Source organism: Pseudarthrobacter cremeus (genome assembly GCF_051857465.1).
In the GTDB taxonomy this organism is placed as follows: Bacteria; Actinomycetota; Actinomycetes; order Actinomycetales; family Micrococcaceae; genus Arthrobacter.
On sequence record NZ_JBPZHC010000006.1, the window covers coordinates 107,709 to 129,740 of the forward strand.

26 protein-coding genes are annotated in these 22,032 nt (G+C 65.5%); 18 read left to right on the forward strand and 8 right to left on the reverse strand.

Annotated features, from left to right (window positions below; translation table 11 throughout):
- The first annotated feature begins 160 nt into the window (after nt 1-160).
- Nucleotides 161-961 (forward strand): hypothetical protein, encoded by an 801-nt coding sequence (locus tag ACS5PJ_RS12605; protein WP_439435222.1) that lies wholly within the window; start codon nt 161-163, stop codon nt 959-961.
- Nucleotides 951-1,703: a LamB/YcsF family protein gene (locus ACS5PJ_RS12610; protein WP_439435223.1), complete on the forward strand. Its 753-nt coding sequence runs from the start codon at nt 951-953 to the stop codon at nt 1,701-1,703. Before ACS5PJ_RS12605 ends, ACS5PJ_RS12610 begins: the two co-directional genes overlap by 11 nt.
- Nucleotides 1,704-1,792: 89 nt before the next feature.
- On the opposite strand, the gene ACS5PJ_RS12615 is transcribed toward ACS5PJ_RS12610, so the two are convergent.
- A complete protein-coding gene (locus tag ACS5PJ_RS12615) occupies nt 1,793-3,139 on the reverse strand; it encodes a DUF445 domain-containing protein (RefSeq protein WP_439435224.1) in 1,347 nt (448 codons plus the stop codon).
- 50 nt (nt 3,140-3,189) lie between these two features.
- Here ACS5PJ_RS12615 and ACS5PJ_RS12620 point away from each other — a divergent pair, with 50 nt between their 5' ends.
- The 5 genes from ACS5PJ_RS12620 to ACS5PJ_RS12640 all read left to right on the forward strand — a co-directional run bounded on the left by ACS5PJ_RS12620 (nt 3,190) and on the right by ACS5PJ_RS12640 (nt 6,056).
- Nucleotides 3,190-4,098, forward strand: coding sequence for a glycerophosphodiester phosphodiesterase (locus tag ACS5PJ_RS12620; RefSeq protein WP_439435225.1), 909 nt, complete (start codon nt 3,190-3,192; stop codon nt 4,096-4,098).
- 25 nt (nt 4,099-4,123) lie between these two features.
- A complete protein-coding gene (locus ACS5PJ_RS12625) occupies nt 4,124-4,903 on the forward strand; it encodes an AzlC family ABC transporter permease (RefSeq protein ID WP_439435226.1) in 780 nt (259 codons plus the stop codon).
- A complete protein-coding gene (locus ACS5PJ_RS12630; protein ID WP_439435227.1) occupies nt 4,900-5,211 on the forward strand; it encodes an AzlD domain-containing protein in 312 nt (103 codons plus the stop codon). Before ACS5PJ_RS12625 ends, ACS5PJ_RS12630 begins: the two co-directional genes overlap by 4 nt.
- A 169-nt stretch (nt 5,212-5,380) precedes the next feature.
- Nucleotides 5,381-5,626 carry a hypothetical protein gene (locus tag ACS5PJ_RS12635; RefSeq protein WP_439435228.1) on the forward strand — a complete coding sequence of 82 codons (246 nt, stop codon included), beginning with the start codon at nt 5,381-5,383 and terminating at the stop codon, nt 5,624-5,626.
- A gap of 94 nt (nt 5,627-5,720) precedes the next feature.
- The gene (locus tag ACS5PJ_RS12640) at nt 5,721-6,056 is read left to right on the forward strand and encodes a hypothetical protein (RefSeq protein WP_439435229.1); all 336 of its coding nucleotides are present in this window, start codon (nt 5,721-5,723) and stop codon (nt 6,054-6,056) included.
- A 141-nt stretch (nt 6,057-6,197) separates the two neighbouring features.
- Here the strand turns inward: ACS5PJ_RS12640 and ACS5PJ_RS12645 are convergent, their stop codons facing one another.
- Together ACS5PJ_RS12645 and ACS5PJ_RS12650 are read right to left on the reverse strand one after the other, a co-directional pair.
- Entirely contained in the window at nt 6,198-6,416 is a 219-nt protein-coding gene (locus ACS5PJ_RS12645) for a hypothetical protein (protein WP_439435230.1), read from the reverse strand.
- A gap of 124 nt (nt 6,417-6,540) precedes the next feature.
- Nucleotides 6,541-7,230, reverse strand: a complete 690-nt coding sequence (locus tag ACS5PJ_RS12650; protein WP_439435231.1) for a TetR/AcrR family transcriptional regulator — start codon at nt 7,228-7,230, stop codon at nt 6,541-6,543.
- Between the two features lie 120 nt (nt 7,231-7,350).
- Here ACS5PJ_RS12650 and ACS5PJ_RS12655 point away from each other — a divergent pair, with 120 nt between their 5' ends.
- From ACS5PJ_RS12655 to ACS5PJ_RS12680, 6 genes are all read left to right on the forward strand, one after another.
- On the forward strand, nt 7,351-7,683 hold the full coding sequence (locus ACS5PJ_RS12655) for a thiamine-binding protein (protein ID WP_439435232.1): 333 nt from the start codon (nt 7,351-7,353) through the stop codon (nt 7,681-7,683).
- Nucleotides 7,684-7,769: 86 nt separating this feature from the next.
- Complete coding sequence (locus ACS5PJ_RS12660; protein WP_439435233.1) at nt 7,770-8,477, forward strand: O-methyltransferase; 708 nt, start codon at nt 7,770-7,772, stop codon at nt 8,475-8,477.
- Between the two features lie 99 nt (nt 8,478-8,576).
- On the forward strand, nt 8,577-9,056 hold the full coding sequence (locus ACS5PJ_RS12665; protein ID WP_439435234.1) for a Dps family protein: 480 nt from the start codon (nt 8,577-8,579) through the stop codon (nt 9,054-9,056).
- A gap of 6 nt (nt 9,057-9,062) precedes the next feature.
- Nucleotides 9,063-10,145 carry an acyl-CoA dehydrogenase family protein gene (locus tag ACS5PJ_RS12670; protein WP_439435235.1) on the forward strand — a complete coding sequence of 361 codons (1,083 nt, stop codon included), beginning with the start codon at nt 9,063-9,065 and terminating at the stop codon, nt 10,143-10,145.
- A complete protein-coding gene (locus ACS5PJ_RS12675; RefSeq protein ID WP_439435236.1) occupies nt 10,139-11,515 on the forward strand; it encodes a PIG-L family deacetylase in 1,377 nt (458 codons plus the stop codon). Before ACS5PJ_RS12670 ends, ACS5PJ_RS12675 begins: the two co-directional genes overlap by 7 nt.
- Entirely contained in the window at nt 11,493-12,299 is an 807-nt protein-coding gene (locus ACS5PJ_RS12680) for a glycosyltransferase family 2 protein (protein ID WP_439435237.1), read from the forward strand. The genes ACS5PJ_RS12675 and ACS5PJ_RS12680 overlap by 23 nt, the downstream gene beginning before the upstream one ends.
- 159 nt (nt 12,300-12,458) lie before the next feature.
- Here the strand turns inward: ACS5PJ_RS12680 and ACS5PJ_RS12685 are convergent, their stop codons facing one another.
- From ACS5PJ_RS12685 to ACS5PJ_RS12700, 4 genes are all read right to left on the reverse strand, one after another.
- Nucleotides 12,459-13,589 (reverse strand): YihY/virulence factor BrkB family protein, encoded by a 1,131-nt coding sequence (locus ACS5PJ_RS12685; protein ID WP_439435238.1) that lies wholly within the window; start codon nt 13,587-13,589, stop codon nt 12,459-12,461.
- Between the two features lie 134 nt (nt 13,590-13,723).
- Nucleotides 13,724-14,341 (reverse strand): DUF3618 domain-containing protein, encoded by a 618-nt coding sequence (locus ACS5PJ_RS12690; protein WP_439435239.1) that lies wholly within the window; start codon nt 14,339-14,341, stop codon nt 13,724-13,726.
- Nucleotides 14,338-14,769, reverse strand: a complete 432-nt coding sequence (locus ACS5PJ_RS12695) for a phage holin family protein (RefSeq protein WP_439435420.1) — start codon at nt 14,767-14,769, stop codon at nt 14,338-14,340. Before ACS5PJ_RS12695 ends, ACS5PJ_RS12690 begins: the two co-directional genes overlap by 4 nt.
- On the reverse strand, nt 14,769-15,725 hold the full coding sequence (locus tag ACS5PJ_RS12700) for an ATP synthase subunit B family protein (RefSeq protein ID WP_439435240.1): 957 nt from the start codon (nt 15,723-15,725) through the stop codon (nt 14,769-14,771). The genes ACS5PJ_RS12695 and ACS5PJ_RS12700 overlap by 1 nt, the downstream gene beginning before the upstream one ends.
- Before the next feature lie 191 nt (nt 15,726-15,916).
- Between ACS5PJ_RS12700 and ACS5PJ_RS12705 the strand changes: the two genes are divergently transcribed.
- From ACS5PJ_RS12705 to ACS5PJ_RS12715, 3 genes are all read left to right on the forward strand, one after another.
- Complete coding sequence (locus ACS5PJ_RS12705; RefSeq protein ID WP_439435241.1) at nt 15,917-16,588, forward strand: hypothetical protein; 672 nt, start codon at nt 15,917-15,919, stop codon at nt 16,586-16,588.
- A gap of 331 nt (nt 16,589-16,919) precedes the next feature.
- A complete protein-coding gene (locus tag ACS5PJ_RS12710; protein WP_439435242.1) occupies nt 16,920-17,699 on the forward strand; it encodes a sigma-70 family RNA polymerase sigma factor in 780 nt (259 codons plus the stop codon).
- Between the two features lie 71 nt (nt 17,700-17,770).
- Nucleotides 17,771-18,709, forward strand: coding sequence for a spermidine synthase (locus ACS5PJ_RS12715; RefSeq protein ID WP_439435243.1), 939 nt, complete (start codon nt 17,771-17,773; stop codon nt 18,707-18,709).
- Nucleotides 18,710-18,740: 31 nt separating this feature from the next.
- Here the strand turns inward: ACS5PJ_RS12715 and ACS5PJ_RS12720 are convergent, their stop codons facing one another.
- Entirely contained in the window at nt 18,741-19,658 is a 918-nt protein-coding gene (locus ACS5PJ_RS12720; RefSeq protein ID WP_439435244.1) for a LysR family transcriptional regulator, read from the reverse strand.
- Between the two features lie 131 nt (nt 19,659-19,789).
- Here ACS5PJ_RS12720 and ACS5PJ_RS12725 point away from each other — a divergent pair, with 131 nt between their 5' ends.
- Together ACS5PJ_RS12725 and ACS5PJ_RS12730 are read left to right on the forward strand one after the other, a co-directional pair.
- Nucleotides 19,790-21,172: an MFS transporter gene (locus tag ACS5PJ_RS12725; protein ID WP_439435245.1), complete on the forward strand. Its 1,383-nt coding sequence runs from the start codon at nt 19,790-19,792 to the stop codon at nt 21,170-21,172.
- A gap of 74 nt (nt 21,173-21,246) precedes the next feature.
- Nucleotides 21,247-21,996: a 3-hydroxybutyrate dehydrogenase gene (locus ACS5PJ_RS12730; RefSeq protein WP_439435246.1), complete on the forward strand. Its 750-nt coding sequence runs from the start codon at nt 21,247-21,249 to the stop codon at nt 21,994-21,996.
- Nucleotides 21,997-22,032 lie beyond the last annotated feature (36 nt).

The window sequence follows — 22,032 nt, forward strand, 5'->3', positions numbered from 1 at the left end:
CGGTGTGGAGGGGGCGGTACCTCCGAACGCCTGGCTTTGCGGGCCCTCAGGGGGCTCACCCCTGTGTGAGCTTCCCAAAGTGTTAAGCCCCCTTAGTGTTAAGGTAGGGCCGGAGCCAAAGCTGCCGGCGGATGGAAGCAGCACAGAAGCAGAGGTGACCATGTCCAAGCGCAGCAATCCCGCAGTTCGAATCGCTCAGGAGACCGCCCACAACGCGGTGTTCGACGCCGAAGGCAAGCCAAAACCCGGAGTGCACAACGTGCTGCTGCGGGCAGTGGAGATCCAGCGTCCGTTCGTGCTCGCATACGTCCGGCGGCTGCAACGCAAGCACCCCCGGGCCAGTGCGGCGAAGCTCGCCGAGATCCTTGAGCGCGACTATTTGCGTGCCGTCACCGGCGGCGGCGCCATTGTCGGGGCAACAGCCGTTGTGCCCGGCGTCGGAACGGTGGCCTCACTGGGGCTGTCCGCAGCCGCGACAGTCGGATTCCTCGAAGCGACGGCGCTGTACGCCACTTCGCTCGCTGAACTGCATGGAATCCGCCTGACCAACCCGGAAAAGGCCAGCACCATGGTCATGGCCATCATGCTGGGGGAGGAGGGCACTGCCCTGCTCGGAACGCTGAGCGGCCAGGCGATGGGCAAAGGCGCCAACGCCACGCAGGCGTGGGGAAATGTCCTCTCCAAGTCCATGCCCACCGGCTTCGGCGCCGTCAGGAACAGGATCCAGAAGGCCTTCCTGAAGAACCTGCTGAAACGCCAGGGCTCAGCGTTGTTCGGCCGGGCCCTTCCGTTCGGCATCGGCGCCGTGGTGGGCGGTGCGGGTAACCTCATCATGGGCCGCGCCGTGGTGGCCAACGCCAAGGATGCCTTCGGCCCGATGCCGGATACCGTTCCCGGCGAGCTCAAGGCCACTGCGGCTCCGGAGAACCTCACACTGGAAGGCAACAATCTTGGATCTTAATGCTGATCTCGGCGAATCGTTTGGTTCCTGGAACATGGGGGACGATGCCTCGATGTTCCGGCTGGTGACCAGCGCCAACGTCGCCTGCGGTTTCCACGCCGGTGATCCGGTCACCATGCTTGACAGCTGCCGCGCGGCGTTCGAACTGGATGTGACGGTCGGGGCCCATGTGGGTTACCGGGATCTGGCCGGTTTCGGCCGCCGGTCCATGGACATGTCCTTCGACGAACTTTTTGGTGACGTCCTGTACCAGTTGGGCGCCCTCGACGGTGTGGCTCACGCCGTCGGGGCCTCGGTTGATTACGTGAAGCCGCACGGCGCGCTGTACAACCGCCTGGTCCACGATGCGGAGCAGGCCTCAGCCGTTGTTGCCGCCATCCAGGCGTACGATCCCGGCCTTCCGATCCTGGGCCTGCCTGGCTCAGAGCTCCTGGAGCAGGCGAAGGAAGCCGGTCACCCTGTGTTCGTTGAGGCTTTCGTGGACCGCGCCTACCAGCCCGACGGGACACTTGTGCCGCGCTCGCAGGAAGGCGCCGTCCTGCACGACGTCGACTCGATCGTTGAGCGGGCAGTGCGCCTCGCGGTCAAGGGAGAAGTGGTGGCCGTGGACGGAACGGTGGTTCAGGTCAGGCCCGATTCCCTGTGCATCCACGGCGATACCCCCGGGGCCGTGGAGATGGCTGCCCGCGTGCGGGCAGGCCTCGAAGCCGTCGGCGTCGCGCTGGAGTCGTTCGCCCACTAATCCCACCTTCCCTGAAGCAACGCGGGGTCACTTTTCGCCCGAAAAAGCGCCTCGAAGGGACCAAAAGTGACCCCGCGTTGCTTCGAGGGCTAGCCGAAGACCAGGTGCGCGGCGCTGAAGATGACCAGCCCTGCCAAGGACCCCACCACGGTGCCGTTGATCCGGATGAACTGCAGGTCCTTGCCCACCTGGAGCTCGATCTTCTGCGACGTTTCTTCAGCATCCCAGCGGGCCACGGTATCGGTGATGACGCCCGCGATGTCCTTGCGATAGGTACGCACCAGGTAGCCGGCGGCGTCGCCGATCCAGGCATTGACCTTGCCGGCCAGTTCATCATCGTTCACCAGCCGCGAACCGAAGTCCCGCACCGCCGCCTTGAACTTCAGAGTGAGCTCGCTGCGGGGATCGTCGACGGCGCTGAGCAGTGCGCCCTTGATGGTGCCCCACGTACGGGAAGCCAGTTCGCGGACCTCGGGGTCACCGAGGACCTGGGCCTTGATGTCCTCCGCCCGCGCGATCATCTTCGGGTCATGCTGCAGGTCCTGGGCGAGATCGTTCAAGTACTTGTCGATGGCCTGCCGGACCTGGTGGTTGGGATCGGACTGGACTGCGCGGGTGAACTTAAGAATCTCCACGTAGACCTTGTCGCCCACCAGCCCATCCACAAACTGCGGCACCCAGGTGGGGGACCGGTCCGACACCAGCCGGCTGACGGTTTCGTGGTTGTCGTTGACCCAGTCCGCTGCCCGGTCCACCAGGAGGTCCACCAGGCTGTGGTGGTGCCCGTCGTGAAAAATCCGCTCCGCCAGCCTGCCCACCGGAGGTCCCCATGGCGGAGCCAGCAGATGCTTGCGCACCATTCCCTCGATGACCGCCTGGACGTCGTCGTCGTTCAACACCTTGAACGCGCCGCGGATGACGGCGGCGCCCTCCTTGGCGACGCGTTCGGCGCCGCCGGGAGCGGCGAGCCATTGCCCGGCCTTGCGGGCGATGTTCACGCTTGCCAGCTTGTCCTGAACCACCTGCTCGGACAGGAAGTTGGTCTCCACAAATTCGCCCAGCGACGCCCCGATCTGGTCCTTGCGGCGCGGGATAATGGCTGTGTGCGGGATCTTGATTCCCATGGGGTATTTGAACAGCGCGGTCACGGCAAACCAGTCAGCGAGCGCGCCCACCATGCCGCCCTCGGCGGCCGCCCGGACGTACTGCAGCCACGGATAGTCCTTCTGGAACGCAAACGCGAACACAAAAACGATGGCCATGGCGATAAGCAGTCCCAGCGCCAGAAGCTTCATCTTGCGCAGCGCGGCCGCCTTTTCGGCGTCCCCTGCACTGAGTTGATGACCGACGACGGCGGCGGCCCCCTGGGCAGGATGGGTGGCACCTGCGGGCCGGGCTGGGTCTTGCCGGGTAGTTGGCTCAGAGTTCACCTGCATGAGCCCAGCCTAGCCCCGCGCGGCCGCCCGGCGTCCGCTAGCGTGTCCTCATGAGATTCGACGAAGCCAGGCCGAACAGGCCGCTGGTGTTCGCCCACCGGGGCGCCAGCGCCGCATTTGCCGAACATACCCGTGCCGCCTACCTCCAGGCCATCGCCGACGGCGCGGACGGAGTTGAATGCGATATCCACCTCACCCGGGACCAGCACCCGGTGCTGCTCCACGACGCCAACCTGGACCGTACTTCGGACGGAACCGGCCCTGTGGCGGACCGTACTTTGGCGGAGCTGCGGCTGCTGGACTTTTCGTCCTGGAAAGGTGTGCGGATCCCGGAGAAATTCGGCGCACGGTCGGATCAATTCCTGTCGTTGCCGGATCTCCTGGACATCCTGCGTTCAGCCGGCCGGCCTATTGGACTGGCCATCGAGCTCAAACATCCCAGCCCTTACCAGCTCAAGCTCGAGGACCGGGTGCTGCAGGTGCTGCGGAGCGAGGGCTGGGATGCGAAGACGTCCACACTGGACAACATCAACGTGACCTTCATGAGCTTCAGCCCGGATTCGGTGAAGCACCTTCTCCGGACAGTCCCGTCCGAATTCATCTGCCAGCTGGTGGACGACATCGACGTCGATGAGCTCCGCGATGAGCTGGGCCTCGGGCCGCTGACCGGCAGCGCCGTCGCCAATGTCATGAAGGCCGCGCAGCTGGAGGCCGAACGCATCCTCGATGACTGCGAGGTTCTCCTCGCGGGGCCCGGGATCATCTACGTCCGCGAACACGCCCGGACCGTTCAGCGCTGGCTGGAGTCCGGCCGCCGCTTCCGGGTGTGGACCGTGGATACCGAAAGGGACGTGGCCTTATGCCAGGGGTTGGGAATCCACGAGATCACCACCAATACGCCGGCCCGGGTACTGGCACAGCTCCAATCCACCGGGCATCAGGTCCAGCTGCCGTCCTGACCGGTTCCTGTGATTGAGTGGGACCATGCCTTTCCGCCCGTCCGCACCGAAACTCCTCGCTTCCCCCGCGGTCCGGGTTGGTATCTCGATCAGCATCGCCACCGGGCTGTACGGCATCTCCTTCGGGGCGCTCTCAGTCACGTCCGGCCTCGATTTCTGGCAGACCATGGCGCTGAGCCTCCTGCTGTTCAGCGGAGGTTCCCAGTTCGCCTTCATCGGGGTGGTAGCGGGCGGGGGATCAGGCGTGGCCGCCATGAGTGCGGCGACGCTGCTGGGAATGCGCAACGGAATCTACGGCATGCAGCTCAATGCCCTCCTGCATCCAACCGGCTGGCGGCGGTTTGTGGCGGCGCAGCTCACCATCGACGAGTCGACGGCAACCAGCAGCGGACAGAGCGATCCGGCTGAACAGCAGCGCGGTTTCTGGACCGCCGGCATTGGCATCTACGTGCTCTGGAACCTGTTCACCGCGGTGGGTGCCCTGGCGGGAAGCGGGCTGGGCGACCCCAAACAGTGGGGACTGGACGGGGCAGCAGTGGCAGCATTCCTGGCGCTGCTGTGGCCTCGGTTGAAGGGACGCGAGCCTGCCGCAATCGCCGTCGTGTGTGCCTTGGCCACAGTTGTGGCCGTGCCGTTCGTGCCCGCCGGCGTGCCCATCCTCATTGCCGCCGTGGTGGCAGCCCTGATCGGCTGGTTCAGCCACGGGCGCAGCGATGAAGGGCTGGAACCGGATGTTGACCCATACGGGGAGCGGCACCGCGGCCACGGCCACGGACACGGAGAAACACGGCGGGCGGGTCTATGAATCTCTGGATCTGGCTGCTGTTGGCGTGTGGACTTGCGTACGCATGGAAGCTGGTGGGCTATTTCGTCCCGGCCAAGCTGCTAAAGAATCCCCGGATGTCCAGGGTGGCGGGGACCATGACCATCGGACTCCTTGCATCCCTGACCATCGTCAACACGGTCGCCACCGGACAGACCCTGGCGGCCGACGCGCGGCTGGGCGCACTGGCTGCCGCCGCCGTCGCGCTGGCCTTCCGGGCACCCTTCCTGCTGGTGGTCCTCGTGGGAGCCGGCACTGCGGCTCTGTTGCGGCTTATCGGGTGGAACTAGCAACCAAACGGGGTCCCCAATTCAGCTTCCAGCGGGCCGAAGGCAACCCAGCGGGGGCGACACCGGCAATCACGTGGAACCTTTGCAGACTCTGGTGGTGCAGCCAACCGGCGCTGTAGGCTGGGCTTGGCTATGCAGTTGGCCGTGGACTCTGTCGTCAGGGATACCCATGGAAAAAAGACTGCATGCACTCAGTGCGAGAACCGGCAAGGCCCGGCGTGATGGCCGGCGGGCCGGTCTGCCGGTCAAGCGGTTCTTCACGCGGTTCCGGTCCCTGGCGGACTTGCCCGCGGAGGATCTGGACCTGCTCTCCGAACGACTCAAAACGGCGTTGGATGTCGGCCAAGGATCGGAGATGAACGCCCTGCACGCCGCGGTCCGGGCTGAACTCCGGCACCGGGAATCGGCGCGCTGAAACTTGTTTCGCTGAGCCAACGAATGCTGAATGACAACCGCCGGACACCATTCCGGCAGGATGCGATTTGCGCGGCCGAGAGGAGCCACCGGCGATGAACGAACCAGAGACCAACGGGCCAGAGACCAGCGAACCGGATGCTGACGGCGCGGCAGCCACGCAGCATATGACCGAGTCCAAGTCACGGCAGAGATACAACGCGGGCACGTCCGAAGCGACCAGGGAAATGCGTGATACGTCCCGGCGTCGGCGGGACGCGGAGGGAAAGCTGCAGCAGCACCTGTTGCAGGCGAAGGACCACGTGCCCCATCAGCATGAGCACGACCAGCAGCACCAGCAGGCCGAGGCCGCGGCTGCTGAAGGCCATGACGCAGGGAAGCGGCCCGGTTCCGGGGATCAGGAAAAAGACCCCGAAGGCGACACCGACTGAACACGTGACTCAGCGGTGTCGCTGGATCAGCGTCGCGGGATGAGCATCAAAATGAGCTTCAAAATGAGCGTCAGGATGCGAAGGCAAGCGGACCCGGCAAGGGGGACCGGTCTGCCCTGACCGGGTCGCTCACAGGGTCATTCAGGCAGTCTGTTCTGTCTCCGGTGACCCGGTCCGGCGGGCGCTCTCCTCGACGGCAAGCTCGTACCAGGACTGGGCGCCTAAGGCCGGCGCAGGAGTGTCAAGGTTTTGGTAGAGAGCGTCCAGCAGATTCGCGAGTTCTTCGGCCGCCAGGAGCGGGAGGACTTCCTCCGGGCCGCGGGGATCGCTGATGAGGAGGGCAAACTCGGTATCGTTCATCGCGGGATGTTCAAGTGGTTGGGTTTAAGTACGCAGGACTTGTTCATGAATTGCTCCTCTGATCATTCAGAGGCTGGCTGCGTAACCCCCACCTGAGTCTAATCGAACACGGTGACGCCGACAATCAGCTGAGCCGCGTGCCCTTGTACTGAGGCGGGTGCTGGAACTGTGACGAATTCTGGAGCTGCGCGGCACCCGGGAGCTGTGAGGCGGGCAAGGGGACGTGCGCGGGCAGCGGCCGGCGCGGCCGTTCAGCACGGATGGCGTCCTCGATCAATGCCACAGGCCGCCGCCAGGCATCGGAGCCCGGTTCCATGGTGTCCACCACGCCGATCAGCATGGCGAGCAGCCGGAACATGTCGGTCATGGAAATATCGGGACGCAGTGTGCCCTGGCCCTGCCCCCGGCTCAGCAGGACACTCAGGGAGTCCATCAAGGAACCGGTAATGCCCGTCAGCAGCTCGCGGCGGCCCGCCACTGCGCCCAACAGGTTGGCGTCATCGCTCGCGGCGGCCATGATGGCCTCGATAACGCGCATCAGACCGGTGGCGGGGTCAATGTCAGACAGGGCATCGACGATGACAGGGTCCACCGTCTCGCGGAGCCGGCGGTTGAGGGCGGCCAGGACCAGTTCCTCTTTGTCGGCGAAGTTCCGGAAAAGCGTGGCAGGGCCAACGCCCGCGGTCGTCGCGATGGTCTGGAGGGGTACCTCAGGGCCGTGTTCGCGGAAGCAGTCCCGTGCCGCAGTGATGATCTTGTCCACGTTCCGGGCAGCGTCTGCGCGAAGTGGTTTGCGGACGACATCGATGCTCATTCGATCAGGCTAGCAACGCTGCAGCCGGCGAACATGGTTACCCGGGGGTAGGTGTTTATGTGACGTTCTGCGGGCCGCCCAGGCCCAGTGGACATTCCGGCCGCGTGGCAGACTGGCCTTATGTTGCTTGCATTTTCAGTTGCCCCGTCCGGAACGCCCGCCGGCGGTGCCCGCCCCACGGATGCTTCCGTGCACGACGCCGTCGCTGCGGCGGTGAAGATCGTCAGGGAGTCGGGACTTCCCAACCGGACAAGCTCGATGTTCACAGAGATCGAGGGCGAATGGGATGAGGTGTTCGACGTCGTCAGGCGCGCCACCGAAGCTGTGGGCGAGTTCGGAAGCCGTGTCTCGCTGGTCATCAAGGCTGACATCCGCCCCGGCTACTCAGGCGAACTCAGCGCCAAGGTTGAACGCCTCGAGCAGGCCCTTTCCGACGGTCAACCGCCCAAGTAAGGCTGCGGGCTTCGAGGCGTGCATGGTTCTGACGCCGCCGTCCCCGAAAGCTTCCATGGCCTGCGCCGACCTGCCAGACTGTGGCCATGCCTGAGCACAAGCCCTCTGAGAGCGAGCCCTTCGAGCACAAGCCCCAGCGCGGGTGGGTGGCGGTGGAAGAATTCCTCACACAAACCGTGGTGCATCCCGACGCGGGTCTGCAGCGGGCAGTGCAGTCCGCCACCGATGCCGGCATGCCGCCCATCGAAGTGACGCCGAACGCCGGCAAACTGCTTAAACTCCTGGTGCAGCTATCCGGCGCCCGCCGGGTGCTGGAGATCGGCACCCTGGCCGGATTCAGTGCCATCTGGATGGCTCAGGGACTTCCCGACGGCGGCCGGCTATTGACGTGCGAGTTCCTCACCAAACATGCGGAGATAGCCCGTGCCAACGTGGCGGCCGCGGGCCTGGAGGACAAGGTGGAGGTCCGGGTGGGCCCCGCCCTTGACACGCTGGCAGCACTCTATTCCGAAGGCCACGAATCCTTCGACTTCGTCTTCATCGACGCCGACAAGGAAAACAACTCCAACTACCTGGACTGGGCCATCCGGCTGGGCAGGCCCGGAACCACCGTTGTGCTGGACAACGCCGTGTGGGAGGGTGCCGTTGTGGACCCTTCCATCGACCGGATCAATGCGCCGGGGATCATCGGTGCGCTGGAACTGCTGGGGAGCCACCCGCAGCTCGATGCCACGGTGATCCAGACCGTCGGATCCAAGGGATGGGACGGGTTCGCCCTGGCCCGGGTCCGGTGAGTGTTGATCGGCAGCACCGCGCCGCAAAAGTGCTAAGTATGCTTAGAATAAGTTTCCCGGCCGGATTCCCGGACGGAGCGCCAGCAACGGAGGAACACAGTGAAAGCGTCACCCACCCTTGCCAGTAACCTTCAGACTGTACTTACCGACCTGATCGAACTGCATGTGCAGGGCAAACAGGCACACTGGAACATCGTGGGAACCAACTTCCGCGACCTCCACCTCCAGTTGGACGAGATCATCGCCGCCGCCCGGTTGTTCGCCGACCAGGCAGCTGAGCGCATGAGGGCCCTGCACGCACTCCCGGACGGCCGGAGCAATACGGTCTCCGGTGACACCCGGCTGGACGAATTTCCCGCGGGACTCATTTCCACGAAGGACGCCGTCAAGCTCGTCACGAACAGGCTGGAGCGGACCGTTCAGACCATGCGGGATGTCCATGACGAGGTGGACGAGGAAGACCCCACCAGTGCGGACCTCCTCCACGCCGCGATTGAACGCCTCGAGCAGTTGGCATGGATGGTCAATGCAGAAACCATGAACCCGTCGGCGGCTGTTACCGAGCCTGCCGACAAATAGGCGCCCGTGGACCGCACCGTTCCGAGGCCCGTCCGGTTTGGCCCGGATACAGCCGCCGACGCCGGCCTGGCGGCTCTGCTGGGGGACATCGCCAGTGCCGTAGGTGACGTCCCGGCGCTCCTGGGCATCGCCCGGGCGGCAGGAACGGACGCGCCCCAGCCAGGCCAGGGAAGTACCGCCGGATTGTGGGAGTTCCTGGCTTCCGTCGCGGCCGTGGATGTCGCCGCGGCCCGGATCTTCGAACCGCACTTTGACGCGCTGGCGATCCTTGCCCAATCCGGTAAAGACACCGGCCACGTGGCCGGGGTGTGGGGCGTGTTCGCTGCCGAAGGCCCGGGGACCAGGCTGGAGGCAAAAGCGGGCGACGCCGGGATCCTCCTGGACGGCTCGAAGCCGTGGTGCTCCTTGGCGCCGCTGCTGGACCGGGCCGTGATCACCGCCCATGCCGAGGGCGGCGGGAGGGCAGCCTTTGCCGTGGACCTCCGCCACCCGGGCGTGACATGCGAGGAGCCCGCGTGGGTGGCCCGCGGGCTCCGGGAAATTCCGAGCGGAACTGTGCATTTCCGCCAGGTGCCGGCAGAACCCGTGGGCGGCGAAAACTGGTACTTCAGCCGTCCAGGATTTGCCTGGGGCGGTATGGGCGTGGCGGCATGCTGGCTGGGCGGAGCGGTGGGCGCAGCGCGGGACTATAAGGACTCGCTCGCAGCCGGGGCGGAAGCAGGCCGGGACCCGGACCAGATAGCGCTGGCGGCTTTGGGCGAAACCGACCGGATCCTCACTGCGGCGCTCCGGTATCTTGCGCGTGTTGCCGCCCTGATCGACGGGGAAGCCGGCGCTGGCGCAGGTGACATGCCGGATGCGGGGCGCAGTGCATGGAGCGAAGCGCTGCGCGTGCGCGGAACGGTAGCCGCCGCCGTCGAGCGTGTCCTTTCCCTTGTCACCCGCAACCGCGGACCTGCGCCGCTGGCGTTCGACGAACCGTACGCCAAACGCATGGCTGACCTGGCCCTGTATGTCCGCCAGCATCACGGGATGCGGGACGACGCGCAACTGGGGAAACTGACTCTGAAGGAGGAGTATCCGTGGTGACCTTCTCCCACACCGACCAAGGCACGGACGAGGCCGCCTGGGCTTCAAGCGGGCTGCCGACACTTGCTGAGCTGCCGTTGGGGCCGCAGGAGCTGGCGGCCATGCGCTTCGTGGTCCTGGTGGCCCACCCGGATGACGAGGCCCTGGGCGCCGGTGGACTGCTCGCCCGGCTGCACGCGCTGGGCGCCAACGTCGAGGTGCTGCTCTTCACTGCGGGGGAGGGCTCGCACCCCGGCTCGTCCACCATCACACCTGACCGTCTGGCGGCCGTCCGGGTGCGGGAGTTCGCCGCAGCGATGGACACGCTGGGGCTGGCCGGTTGCTGGCAGTATCTGGGGCTCCCGGATGGCGGCCTGGCGGACCGCAAAGATGACATCGCCGCCAGGCTACGGGAAACCATAAGCCGGGACCCGGTGCAGCCTCAGCACCTGGCCATTGTGGCGCCCTACCGCGCGGACGGCCACGCGGACCATGACGCGCTGGGATCCGTGGCGGCCCTGGTTGCGCGGGAGGACGGCCACGCCCTGCTGGAGTTTCCCATCTGGTACTGGTTCTGGGCATCCCCCGAGGACACGGCCTGGCAGGACTGGGTCCGGCTTCCGCTGAACCGGGAGCAGCAGGCCGCCAAGGCGGCCGCCCTCGGTGCCCACACCAGCCAGCACCGTCCGCTGTCCGATCTGGCCGGGGATGAAGTGCTCCTGGGCGAGGGCTTTCTGCAGCATTTCGCCCGCCCTTTTGAGACCTTCGCCTGGACTCAGCCTCCGACGCCGGCACCCCTCACCAGCGCCGATGCGCAGCGGATCTTCGACACCGTGCACTCGGACTCAGATGACCCGTGGCAGTACGCCACCAGCTGGTACGAGCGGCGGAAGCGATCCCTTACCCTCGCTGCGCTGCCCGAGGAAGAGTACCGTTCAGGTCTGGAAATCGGCTGCTCCATCGGTACGCTCACCGCCGGATTGGCCGCCCGATGCGCGAGCATCCTTGCTGTGGATGCCAGCAGTGCGGCACTGGAACTCGCGGCCGGACGGCTGGCGGATTTTCCCGGTGTCTCCACGAGGCAGCTGACCCTTCCTGCGCAGTGGCCCGGCGGCAGCTACGACCTGGTGGTGGTCTCTGAAGTGGGGTATTACCTGCCGCAATCGGAGTTCGAGGTGCTCCTGCAACGGATCCGGGAATCCATCCAGCCCGGCGGCACGCTGCTGCTTTGCCACTGGCGGCACCCGGTTTCCGGCTGGGAGCTCGACGGCGATTCCGTCCATACGCTGGCCCGGAACCTCCTGGGCTGGCCCGTTGCGGGGCTGTACCGGGAACGCGACTTTGTGCTGGAAACGCTGGTGGCACCCGGTGACCCCGGACCCCGGGCCTGAGGTGGCCGGCGGGTGGGCTGAGGCGGACTGTCGCATAGCGAAGGTTGCCGTGGTGATCCCGGTCCACAATGAGGAACGGCACCTGGCGCGGGCTCTGGAAGGGGTCCGTGCCGCAGCCGATGTGCTGCAGGGGAGCCGGCCGGACACGGACATCGGCATCGTGGTGGTGCTGGACAGCTGCACCGACAACTCGGACTCGGTAGCAGCACGGTTTGCCGCGCTCGACAGCCGTATCACCCTGCTGAGGGTCTCGTTCAGAAGTGTGGGGAAAAGCCGGATTGCGGGCATTGGTGCAGTCCTCAACGGCCGGTTCATGCACTGTGGTGGAGCGGATCTCCCGCACGCCGCCAGGAGGATATGGCTTGCAAACACCGATGCCGATTCCCGTGTCCCCGGAGGTTGGCTGTTGCGCCAGGTGGCGCTCGCTGAGAGCGGGTCCGACGCCGTCCTGGGAACAGTGGAACCGGATGCCGAAGGCATGGACCGCGAACTGCTGAAGCGTTGGCATGTACGCCACCGGTTGGGCGAGGACCATCCCTATGTGTTCGGCGCCAATCTGGGGGTGAGGGCCTCGGCGTACCTTCTTGCGGGCGGCTTTCCGCGGCAGCGCGCCCATGAGGACCGGACCCTGGTGGAACGCCTCCGCCTGCGCGGTTGCCGGGTGACCGCTACAGACACTGTCCGCGTCCTGACCTCAGGGCGCACCGAAGCCCGCGCCCCCCAAGGCTTGGGCGCCTACCTTCTGGCGCTGGGAAGGGAACCGGCGGCGGCTTTGGAAGGCTGAGAAAGCAAGATTGGGGGGCCGACGACGACTGGGGGGACTGGCCTCGGTCTCAGAAGAGGCCACCTCGCCGCCGACCCCGCCTGATACCCGACGTCACCGACGTCGGGAAACCTGAAGGAATCTGCTGTTGTTAATTTTCCTCCATCTCGGGGACCCTGCCTAGTCCCGTCCGGTCTGCTTCCGGCCTGAGGTGTCCGGGCCTGTCCCGTTCCCGCCTGTCCGGTCCTGGTCCGCCCGGTGGCTTTCGCGCAGCTCACGGCCACGCTTAATGTCCTCTTCTTCCTGTTTCTGGATCTTCTCGCTCTTCTTGGTGTCCCGAGGCGGCAGTTGGATGGTTTCCTCTGCTTCGATGCCGGCCTGGAGCTGGCGTCCCCGCTCCGTCTCGGCGTCGAACTCAGCGCCGAACAGCAGCGACATGTTCAGGATCCACAGCCAGAGCAGCATGACGATGACGCCGCCCAACGCACCGTAGGTCTTGTTGTAGTTGCCGAAGTTCCCGACATAGAAGCCGAAGCCCAGTGAGGCAAGCAGGAAAATCACCAGGGCGATCAACGAGCCCATGCTCATCCAGCGGAACTTGGGCTGCTTCACGTTGGGAGTGGCGTAGTACAGGACGGCAATGATCACGACCACCAGCCCGACGATCACGGGCCACTTGGCGATGTTCCAGATGGTGAGGAACACGCCGCTGAGTCCGATGAGTCCTCCCACGGCTTCAGCCACCGGGCCACTGAGCACCAGCATGCCTGCAAGGATGGCAACAACCACCACGGCAAGCAGGGTGACAGCCAGCATGGTGCCGCGCAACTTCACGAAGGGGCGTCCTTCGTCCACCTCGTAGATCCGGTTCATGGCACGGCCAAAGGCCCCAACATAGCCGGACGCGGACCACAGCGCGGTGGCAAGGCCGATGACCAGCGTGAAGCCGGCTGCCGGGGCTGAAGCGAGCTCCTTAACGGGCCCGCTGACCGTGTTTACTGTTTCGGCGGGGGCGAATCCGCGGACAATTTCCAGCAGTGCAGTGGTGGTCTTCTCCGGGTCACCGAACAGGCCCAGCACCGAAACGAGGGCCAGCAATGCCGGGAAGAGTGAGAGCACGGCGAAGTAGGTCAGGGCTGCGGCCAGGTCAGGGCACTGGTCCTTCGTGAACTCCCTGAGGGTCTTTTTGGCGATGTACTTCCACGAAGGCTTGGTGACGTCGGTGGGGCTGTCTGGTTTGCGGGAATCATCGGGCGCCGGAGCCTGGCCCGCCTTGGCGGTGCTGGTTTCGGAGGCATCGTGAGTGGCCATGGGGTGTCATCTCATCTCGGGTTGGCATGGGACAGGCCGGTCCCGCCGGGGAGGGCGGAACCGGCCTGTCTGTGACGCTGATTGAAGCATGGCACTGGTTGGTGCCGGTTAGGCCGCCGCCAGGGCTGGCCGGGTCAGGTGTTCTGGACGTGGTCCTTGGCGTCTGTGGCGCGGTCTTTGACGTCTGCTGCTGCGACCTGGCCTTCGGCTTTGACGTGTTCGGCGGCGTCGGTGGCGGTGGCTTTGACGTTTTCCATGGCCTCGCGGGCTGGTTTCTTCAGGCCCTGGGCCATGTCTTTGGCGGCCTCGGTCAGTTCCGTGGTCATCGGTTCCGCGGCGGTTTTGAGGGCGTCCGCGGCTTCGCGTTCCTTTTCGCTGGCCGGGATCAGGGAGGAGAGCAGCATTCCGGCGCCGAACGCGACCAGGCCGGCGGCCAGGGGGTTGCCCTGGGTTTTGGCCTTGACCTGGGCCGGGGCGTCGCCGATGGCCTGGCCGGCGTCGTGCAGGGCGTTCCCGGCGCTGTCGGTCCGGTGGTGGACACCGCTGTGGACGCCGGTGCGGACGCCGGTGGCGTCGTCGGCTGTTCCCATGACTTTCTCCTTCACGCCGAAGACGGCGTCTTTTACCTTGTCCGTTTGCCGGTGGACGATGTTGGACGGGGTGACCTTGTCGGCCACGGCGTCCACGTTGGTGCCCAGGCGGGCGCGGGTTGCTTCTATGTCTGAACGGATTGCGTCCGGGTTTTCGCTCATCGTTTTACCTCACCGGGTTTCAGGGTTGGGGGAATTTCTGAGAGTGTTGCGGCGGTCTGGGGCATGCCTTGGACCTGCTTGAGGTTCTTCCGGCCCGCCGAGGCCAGGACCGCGGCGATGATGGCCCAGATGAGGGCGACGACGACAGCGGACCAGCCCAGGCCCATCAGCGCGCCCAGGGCGTACCAGAGGGCGATGGAGAGGAACAGCAGGACGAAGTGCCCCGCGACGCCGGCGCCGGCGAGCATGCCGCCGCCCTTGCCGGCCCGGGTGGCGGACTGCTTCAGTTCGGCCTTGGCGAGCTCCACTTCCTGGCGCATCAGCGTGGACAGGTCGCGGGTCACCTCACCGAGCAGGTCACCAAGGGAGGTGTTGTCCGCCTTCACGTGCGCCGCACTTGGCGGCGTATCCGGTATCTGGCTGCTCATCATGGCCTGCCGGTCTGACCGTCCGTGGAACGGTCGCGGGTAAGGGGGTCATTGGCCATGGGGTCGTCGGCGAGCTGCCGGTCTCCCAAAGGATCCTCAGCCAGCCGGTTTCCGGACCACGGCTCTTCCGCGATCTGGGGGCTGTCCAACGGACTGGCGGGGCGTGAAGCGTCCCCATAGGCACTTCCCGGCGCGCCGCCGTCGAACCCTGCCGTTGTGGTGGCCGGGCCGGGGAGCTGAACGGGGGGTGCCGGGACGGCGCCGCCGCCCGACGGCGTGTAGCCGCCTGTCCCGGTACCGTACGGGTCTGTGCTGTAGCCGGATGCGGCCTTGTTCGTGGCCGAATCGGGTGCTCCCGCGCTCAAGCTGCGGGTGAGCCGCCCTGCGAGGACGCCTGCTCCGGCAGCAAGGAGGAGGAACGTTCCTGGACGCTGCCGGGCGAAACTCTTGGCTTCATTGAGGAGGGATCCGGGATCCCGCCCGTCCAGCCAGGAGGCAAGTGAGGAGGAACGTTCGGCAGCCTGACGGACCAGGTCTGATGCGACGCCGGGCTGATCGGAGGCCAGGGCCATGGCGTGCAGTTCGTCCGAAACTGACCGGAGGCCGTTGGCTACCTTCTGCTGCTGGGCGCCGGCCTGCTGGGTGAGGTCGTTGCGGGCCTGGTACAGGAGGTCCTTGGCGTTCGCCTTAGCCTCCGACGCGACAGCCCCCGCCTCGGTCCTGGCGGTTTCGGCGACACTCTGCGCAGACTCGGCCGCGGTGCGGGCGACGTCTCCGGCCTCCTGCTTTGCGGCGTCCTTCCTGGACGTTCCGTAAGGGTCACCTGACTGCGGAGCTACTGGCTGTGAGGTTGATGCTGCCGAGGGGAACGTGGTGGCGCGGCGCTCCCCGGTTGTCCCGGGAGTGGCCGGGGGAACCGTGTATTCCGAATCCTCGGGCCATTGGTTCTCTGTCATCTTCGCACTCTCTTTCCAAAGAAGGCCGGTTGTTGATCAAGAACCAGCGATACTGGCCGTAAAATAGTAAGCATGATTACTAACATTAAGTAAGTACCCTTGCTGATAGATTTTCAAACGGGCCAGAAAGCGCCTGCCGTCTTGGCATCGCTGGGACCCGGTCACAACGGAGTGGGAAGAGGTGGGCAGCTTTGGACGTTGCACCGTGGGTTTGGATCGTTATTGCGGTTGTGGTGGTGGCCCTGATTGTGTTGCTGCTGGTAACCGGACGGCGCCGTCGCGCCATTCAGGAGAAGCGGGACGAATCGCATCGCGAAAAGGCCGCGGAAATGCGCCGGAAGGCCGAGAATGTCGAACTTGATGCCCGCGAGAACGAAGCGCGTGCCACGAGGGCCCGTGCCGATGCGGAGCAGGCGCAGGTCCAGGCGGCTCGGCTGAAGCAGGAAGCCGACCATAAGGCCTCCGAAGCCAGGTTGCTCCGCGAGAACGTGGCCGAACACACACGCAAGGCTGACGAGATTGACCCGGACGTTCGCGCGGACAGGGGTGCCAGGGCCGAGGAAAGCCGGACGGCTGCCGTGCCGGACGCTGAAGATCGCCGTGACCGTTCGGATCGGACTGACCGGGATCGGGACGCCCGCATGGATCGCAGCGATCGGGACGATCGCGGAGTCTCGGGCGACGCAGCCCGTACGGATCGCACGGCCGGCCATCACGCGGATGATGCTGATCGCCCCGCCATGGTGGACGATGACCAGCAGGGCCGGACGGACGCAGACCGGGCACGCATGACCGAGGCAGAACGGGCGCGGATGACCGACGCCGAACGGGCCGCCCGGGACAGGCCGGCGTCGGGTAACTAGCACGAACCGGGCGTCCTGGAACGCACTGAAGCAACGCGGGGTCACTCTTCGCCCAATGAAGTCGCCTTATCGGGCCTGGAGTGACCCCGCGTTGCTTCTGCCTACGCTGCTCTGCCCGGCTCCTTTCCGGGAAGGCATTGTTTTATAAGCAAGCTTATGATTTCCTACTGCTAAGTCTTGCCGCAGGCTTTCGGACCCAGACCCGAGGGAGCCACCGACAATGCCGGAATTCCTTGCTGCATACGCCGGCGGAGATGCAACAGTCCGGTATTCGCCGCCGGAATTTGCCCCTGAATTGCCCCCGGAGCCGCAACCGGAGGCGCGTGGGCGTATGCCTGCGGCGGGACACGGACGGCTTCGGGAGGCCTTCGAAAACGGACTGGTCCTGGACTACCTGGACCTCGCTGAAGCACTGGCCGCGCGGTTCGAAGCCCGTGGCCGGGAGCGCGCCGACCTGAACCAGGTGGCTTATCTTGGCCTGGTTAAGGCGGCGCGCGGCTACGACCAGGCAAAAGGCGACAGTTTCCCCGCCTATGCCGCTCCCACCATCACGGGGGAACTGAAAAGGTATTTACGGGACCGGAGCTGGATGGTCCGGCCACCGAGGCACGTCCAGGACCTGCGTTCACTGCTGTTCCGGGCCGAGCCGGAACTGGCGCAGACCCTGGGACGGAATCCAACTGTTTCCGAACTTGCGTGCCACGTCGGCGTTGACGAAGCCGAAGTGCGGGAAGCGATCAGCGCCTCCAACAGCCTCCATCCGGACTCGCTCGACGCCGTCGATCCCCACAGCGATGCGCCGCCGATAGCGGAGGTGCTTGCGTGTCCTGGTATGCCTTATGACCGGCTGGACGATCTGGCCTGCCTGCGCGAGGCAATGCTGGAGCTGGATGCAGATGACCGCGAGTTGCTGTACCGCCGGTATTTCTGCGAAGAGACCCAGGTGCAGCTCGGCAGGCGGCTGGGAATGTCACAGATGCAGGTTTCCCGTCGGCTCGCCCGCGTGCTGGTGGAGCTGCAGCACAAACTGGTGGACAGCAGTCAGTGTGCGGATTCGAGTTCCGAGGCCGCCCTGGGCACGTCCTCAACCGTTACACCCAGCCAACGGTAATCAACGCCCGCGATTCCCGGCCCTCCCTCTGTCCCCTAGGGTTGAACCATGACTGAAGCGGCACACGGATAATGGGCAAACGCGGCAAGTCAGGCGCCAGGAACAGCCAGCGTCCGACGGCGGGCGTCATCGAGGTGCCGAAGGGCACCCTGCCGGACAGCCCCGTCGAGGGGGTCTATTACATCGACACCGGCGACTGTGAGCTGATCGCGGACCAGGACAACTCCAACGGCTGGCTCCTGAAAATCAACGGCGTGATGAGTTCCCACATCGACCTCGCAGATCCGCTGTTCCTCGACTTTGAGTACATGCGCTGGATGGCGGCACTCATCGAATCCCGCTGGCCGCAGCAGCCCAAGGGCGGGCAGTCCAAAGCAGCGGATTCCCACAAGCTGCGCGGACTGCACCTCGGCGGCGGCGCCTGTTCCCTGGCCCGTTACTTCCACTCCGCCTACCCCGACGCGCGTCAGGTGGTGGTGGAGCTTGACGGCAAACTGGCCGAGTATGTCCGGGGCTGGTTCGATCTCCCCAAAGCACCCCTGCTGCGGCTCCGGGTGGGCGAAGCACGCGCTGTCACCGAGACGCTGACGGAGGACAGCCGGGACTTCATCATCCGGGACGTCTTTGCCGGATCCCTGACGCCGCGTCCGCTGACCACCGCGGAGTTCAACGGCCACATCCGGCGCGTCCTGGCACCCGGCGGGATCTATGTGGTCAATTCAGGTGACGCCCCGGATCTGAAGAACGCGCGCGAGGACGCAGCCACCATCGCGTCCAGCTTTGAGCACACCCTCATCATCGCGGACCCCGCCATGCTCAAGGGCCGCCGCTACGGGAACATGGTCATGGCCGGGAGCGACAGCCCGCTCGACGGCGACCCGCAGTTGGCCCGCAGGCTCCTCGGCGGCGCCGTCCCCGCGCACATCTGGAATGACGCCCAGGTGCGCGCCTTCGCCGCAGGCTCACCGGTGCGGCACGACCCCGGACCACCAGCATTGAGCGCTCCCTAAGGGCTTTTCTGCGCCAGCATGTAAGGGGCGGTTACGGAGCAGCAGTCGGGGGTTTTGCCCGTCCCAGCAGCGCTTCCCGGTGTGCCAAAGTCTGGTCCCGCAAGGCCTGCACCACCGCGGCCACGGCAGGGCGCCGCATCGAGTCCGGCCGCAGCACCATCCAGTAGGGCAGCAGTTCGGCAACTTCGTCCGGCAGCAAACGGACCAGGTCCTCGTGCAGGTCACCCATGAAACAGGGCAGGAAGCCAATGCCTGCGCCGGCACGCGTGGCCTCCACATGCACGAACACATTGGTGGACGTGAGCCCGTCCCGCATGGCCGGCACCAGGCGGCGTGGAGCATCGAGGTCGTCGACCTGCAGCATGGAGTCCACGAAATACACCAGCGGATGCTCCGTCAGTTCCGCCACACTGGCCGGCGTACCGTTCTCCGCCAGATAGGCACGCGACGCGTACATCCCCAGCATGTATTCGCCCAGCCGCACGGCCTCGGCCCGGTGGACCTGAGGTTCGCCCACCACCACTTCGATGTCCAGTCCCGAGCGCTGCTGCAGCGCCCGCCGTGTCATGGTGACCACCTCGACGCTGAGGCCGGGGTGGTCCCGGCGCAGCCTCGCCACGGCGGGGGCCGCAATGTAGGCACTGAATCCGTCGGTGGCAGTCATGCGGACGGTGCCGGTAATGGGGTCGGGCACCCGGCCGGCGGGTCCCAGCGCCCCTATCGCGGCTTCTACCTGTTCGGCCACCCTGACAGCGTCGGTTCCGAGGTCCGTGAGCTCCCAGCCGCCCGCGGCCCGGGCGAGGACGCGTCCGCCCAGCGCTTTTTCCAGGGCGGCGATCCGGCGGGAAACGGTGGTGTGGTTCAGTCCCAGGGCTTGGGCCGCCGTCGTAAATCTTGCTGACCGGGACACCTCGAGCAGCACCAGCAGGTCATCGGGGTTTGCCTTCATATCTGCAATTATGCACATGTGTCCTGCTGGATTGGCCATTGAATGCGTGGCTTTGTGCAGTAATACTCGGTGGAGCCATTTAGTGCTGTGGATCACAGCGCGTGTCACAGTGGACACTAAGGAGAAACTCAATGAGCGTAGAGCAGCGCTCGGCAGATAATGCCGCCGGACCCGCATCCAAGGGTTCCGGACTCAAGAAGATCGTGGCCGCCTCCATGGTGGGCACGGTAGTGGAATGGTACGAATTCTTCCTCTACGCCACTGCAGCAACGCTTGTCTTTGGCAAGTACTTCTTCCCCGCCACCGGCAACGAACTTGACGGCATCATCCAGGCATTCCTCACCTATGCCGTGGGATTCGTCGCCCGCCCGCTCGGTGGCATCGTCTTCGGACAGATCGGTGACAAGCTGGGCCGCAAACCCACGCTTCAGCTCACCATCATCATCATCGGTGTGTCCACGTTCCTGATGGGCTGCCTCCCGGGCTTCGCCGACATCGGCTACCTGGCTCCGGCCCTGCTTGTCATCCTGCGCTTCATCCAGGGCTTCGCCCTCGGTGGTGAATGGGGTGGCGCGGTGCTGCTGGTTGCCGAACACAGCCCCAACGCTTCCCGCGGGTTCTGGTCCAGCTGGCCCCAGGCCGCAGTTCCGGTGGGTAACCTCCTCGCCACGCTGGTGCTTTTCATCATGTCCTCCACACTGAGCCCCGAGGCATTCCTGGGCTGGGGCTGGCGCGTGGCGTTCTGGCTCTCAGCCGTGATCGTTTTCGTTGGCTACTACATCCGCACCCACGTCACCGAGGCGCCCATCTTCCTGGAGGCCAAGGCGCTGGTGGAGAAGGAACAGGCCGTCAGCTACGGCGTCTTTGAGGTGGTGCGCAAGTACCCCAAGGGCATCCTGCAGGCCATGGGGCTGCGCTTCGCGGAGAACATCATGTACTACCTGGTGGTCAGCTTCGCGATCGTCTACCTCAAGAGCGTCCACAAGTACGACACGTCGTCGCTGCTGCTGGCGCTCCTGATCGCCCACGTCATCCACTTCCTGGTCATCCCGCAGGTGGGCCGCCTGGTGGACCGCTGGGGCCGGAAGCCGGTTTACCTCATCGGTGCCATCACCGGCGCCACCTGGCCCTTCTTTGCCTTCCCGATGTTCGACACCAGGAACCCGGTGGTCATCGTCCTCGCCGTGACCATCGGCCTCTGCCTGCACGCGTTTATGTATGCCGGCCAGCCTGCCATCATGGCCGAGCTCTTCCCCACCCGGATGCGTTACGCCGGTGTGTCCCTGGGCTCGCAGGTCACGTCGATCTTCGCCGGTTCCCTGGCGCCGCTGCTGGCCACGCAGTGGCTCAAGGACACCGGATCATGGCTTCCCACCGCCATCTACCTCGTGGTGGCGTGTGCCATTACCACGGCGGCAGTGTTGAGCCTCAAGGAAACCAAGGGCATCGCCCTTCAGGAAGTGGACAGGGCTGACGCCGAGCGCGAAGGCTTGACAGTAGCAGCCGCGCGCTGAGAAGCATGAGCCGGCTTCAGCCTGTGCTGGAGCCGGCCTCGCGCATTGAAAAATCCGCAACGGAAGGCAGGGTTATGGAATACACACTGAACGGCCGCAAGGCGCTCGTCACGGGAGGCGCCGGCGGTATCGGTGCCGCCAGTGTGCGGGCCCTCGCCGCGCAGGGCGCAAAGGTGGTGATCGCGGACGTTGACGCTACCGCGGCGGAAGCACTTGCCGATGAAGTGGGCGGCACAACCTGGGCCGTGGACCTGCTGGACGTGGACAGCCTCACCACCCTGAGCCTGGACTGCGACATCCTGGTGAACAACGCCGGAATCCAGCGGATCAGCCCCATTGAGGACTTCGAGCCGGCTGATTTCCGCCGGCTGATCACCCTCATGCTGGAGGTGCCGTTCCTCCTGATCCGGGCGGCGCTGCCGCACATGTATGCGAACAACTTCGGCCGCATCATCAACCTGTCCTCCGTGCACGGCATCCGTGCCTCCCCGTTCAAAAGCGCGTACGTATCCGCCAAACACGGCCTTGAGGGGCTGAGTAAGGTGACGGCGCTGGAGGGCGGGGAGCATGGAGTCACGTCCAACTGCATCAACCCGGGCTACGTGCGCACGCCCCTGGTGGAATCCCAGATCGCTGACCAGGCCAAGGTCCATGGGATCCCCGAGTCCGAGGTCCTTTCCAAAATCATGCTGACCGAGGCTGCCATCAAGCGGCTGGTGGAACCGGAGGAAGTGGCCTCCCTGGTGGCATGGCTGGCGTCTGACCACGCAGGCATGGTCACTGGAGCCAGCTACACCATGGACGGCGGCTGGTCCGCCCGCTGAGGCAGGCCTGCAACCCCTGCCGGCACCTGCGCGCAG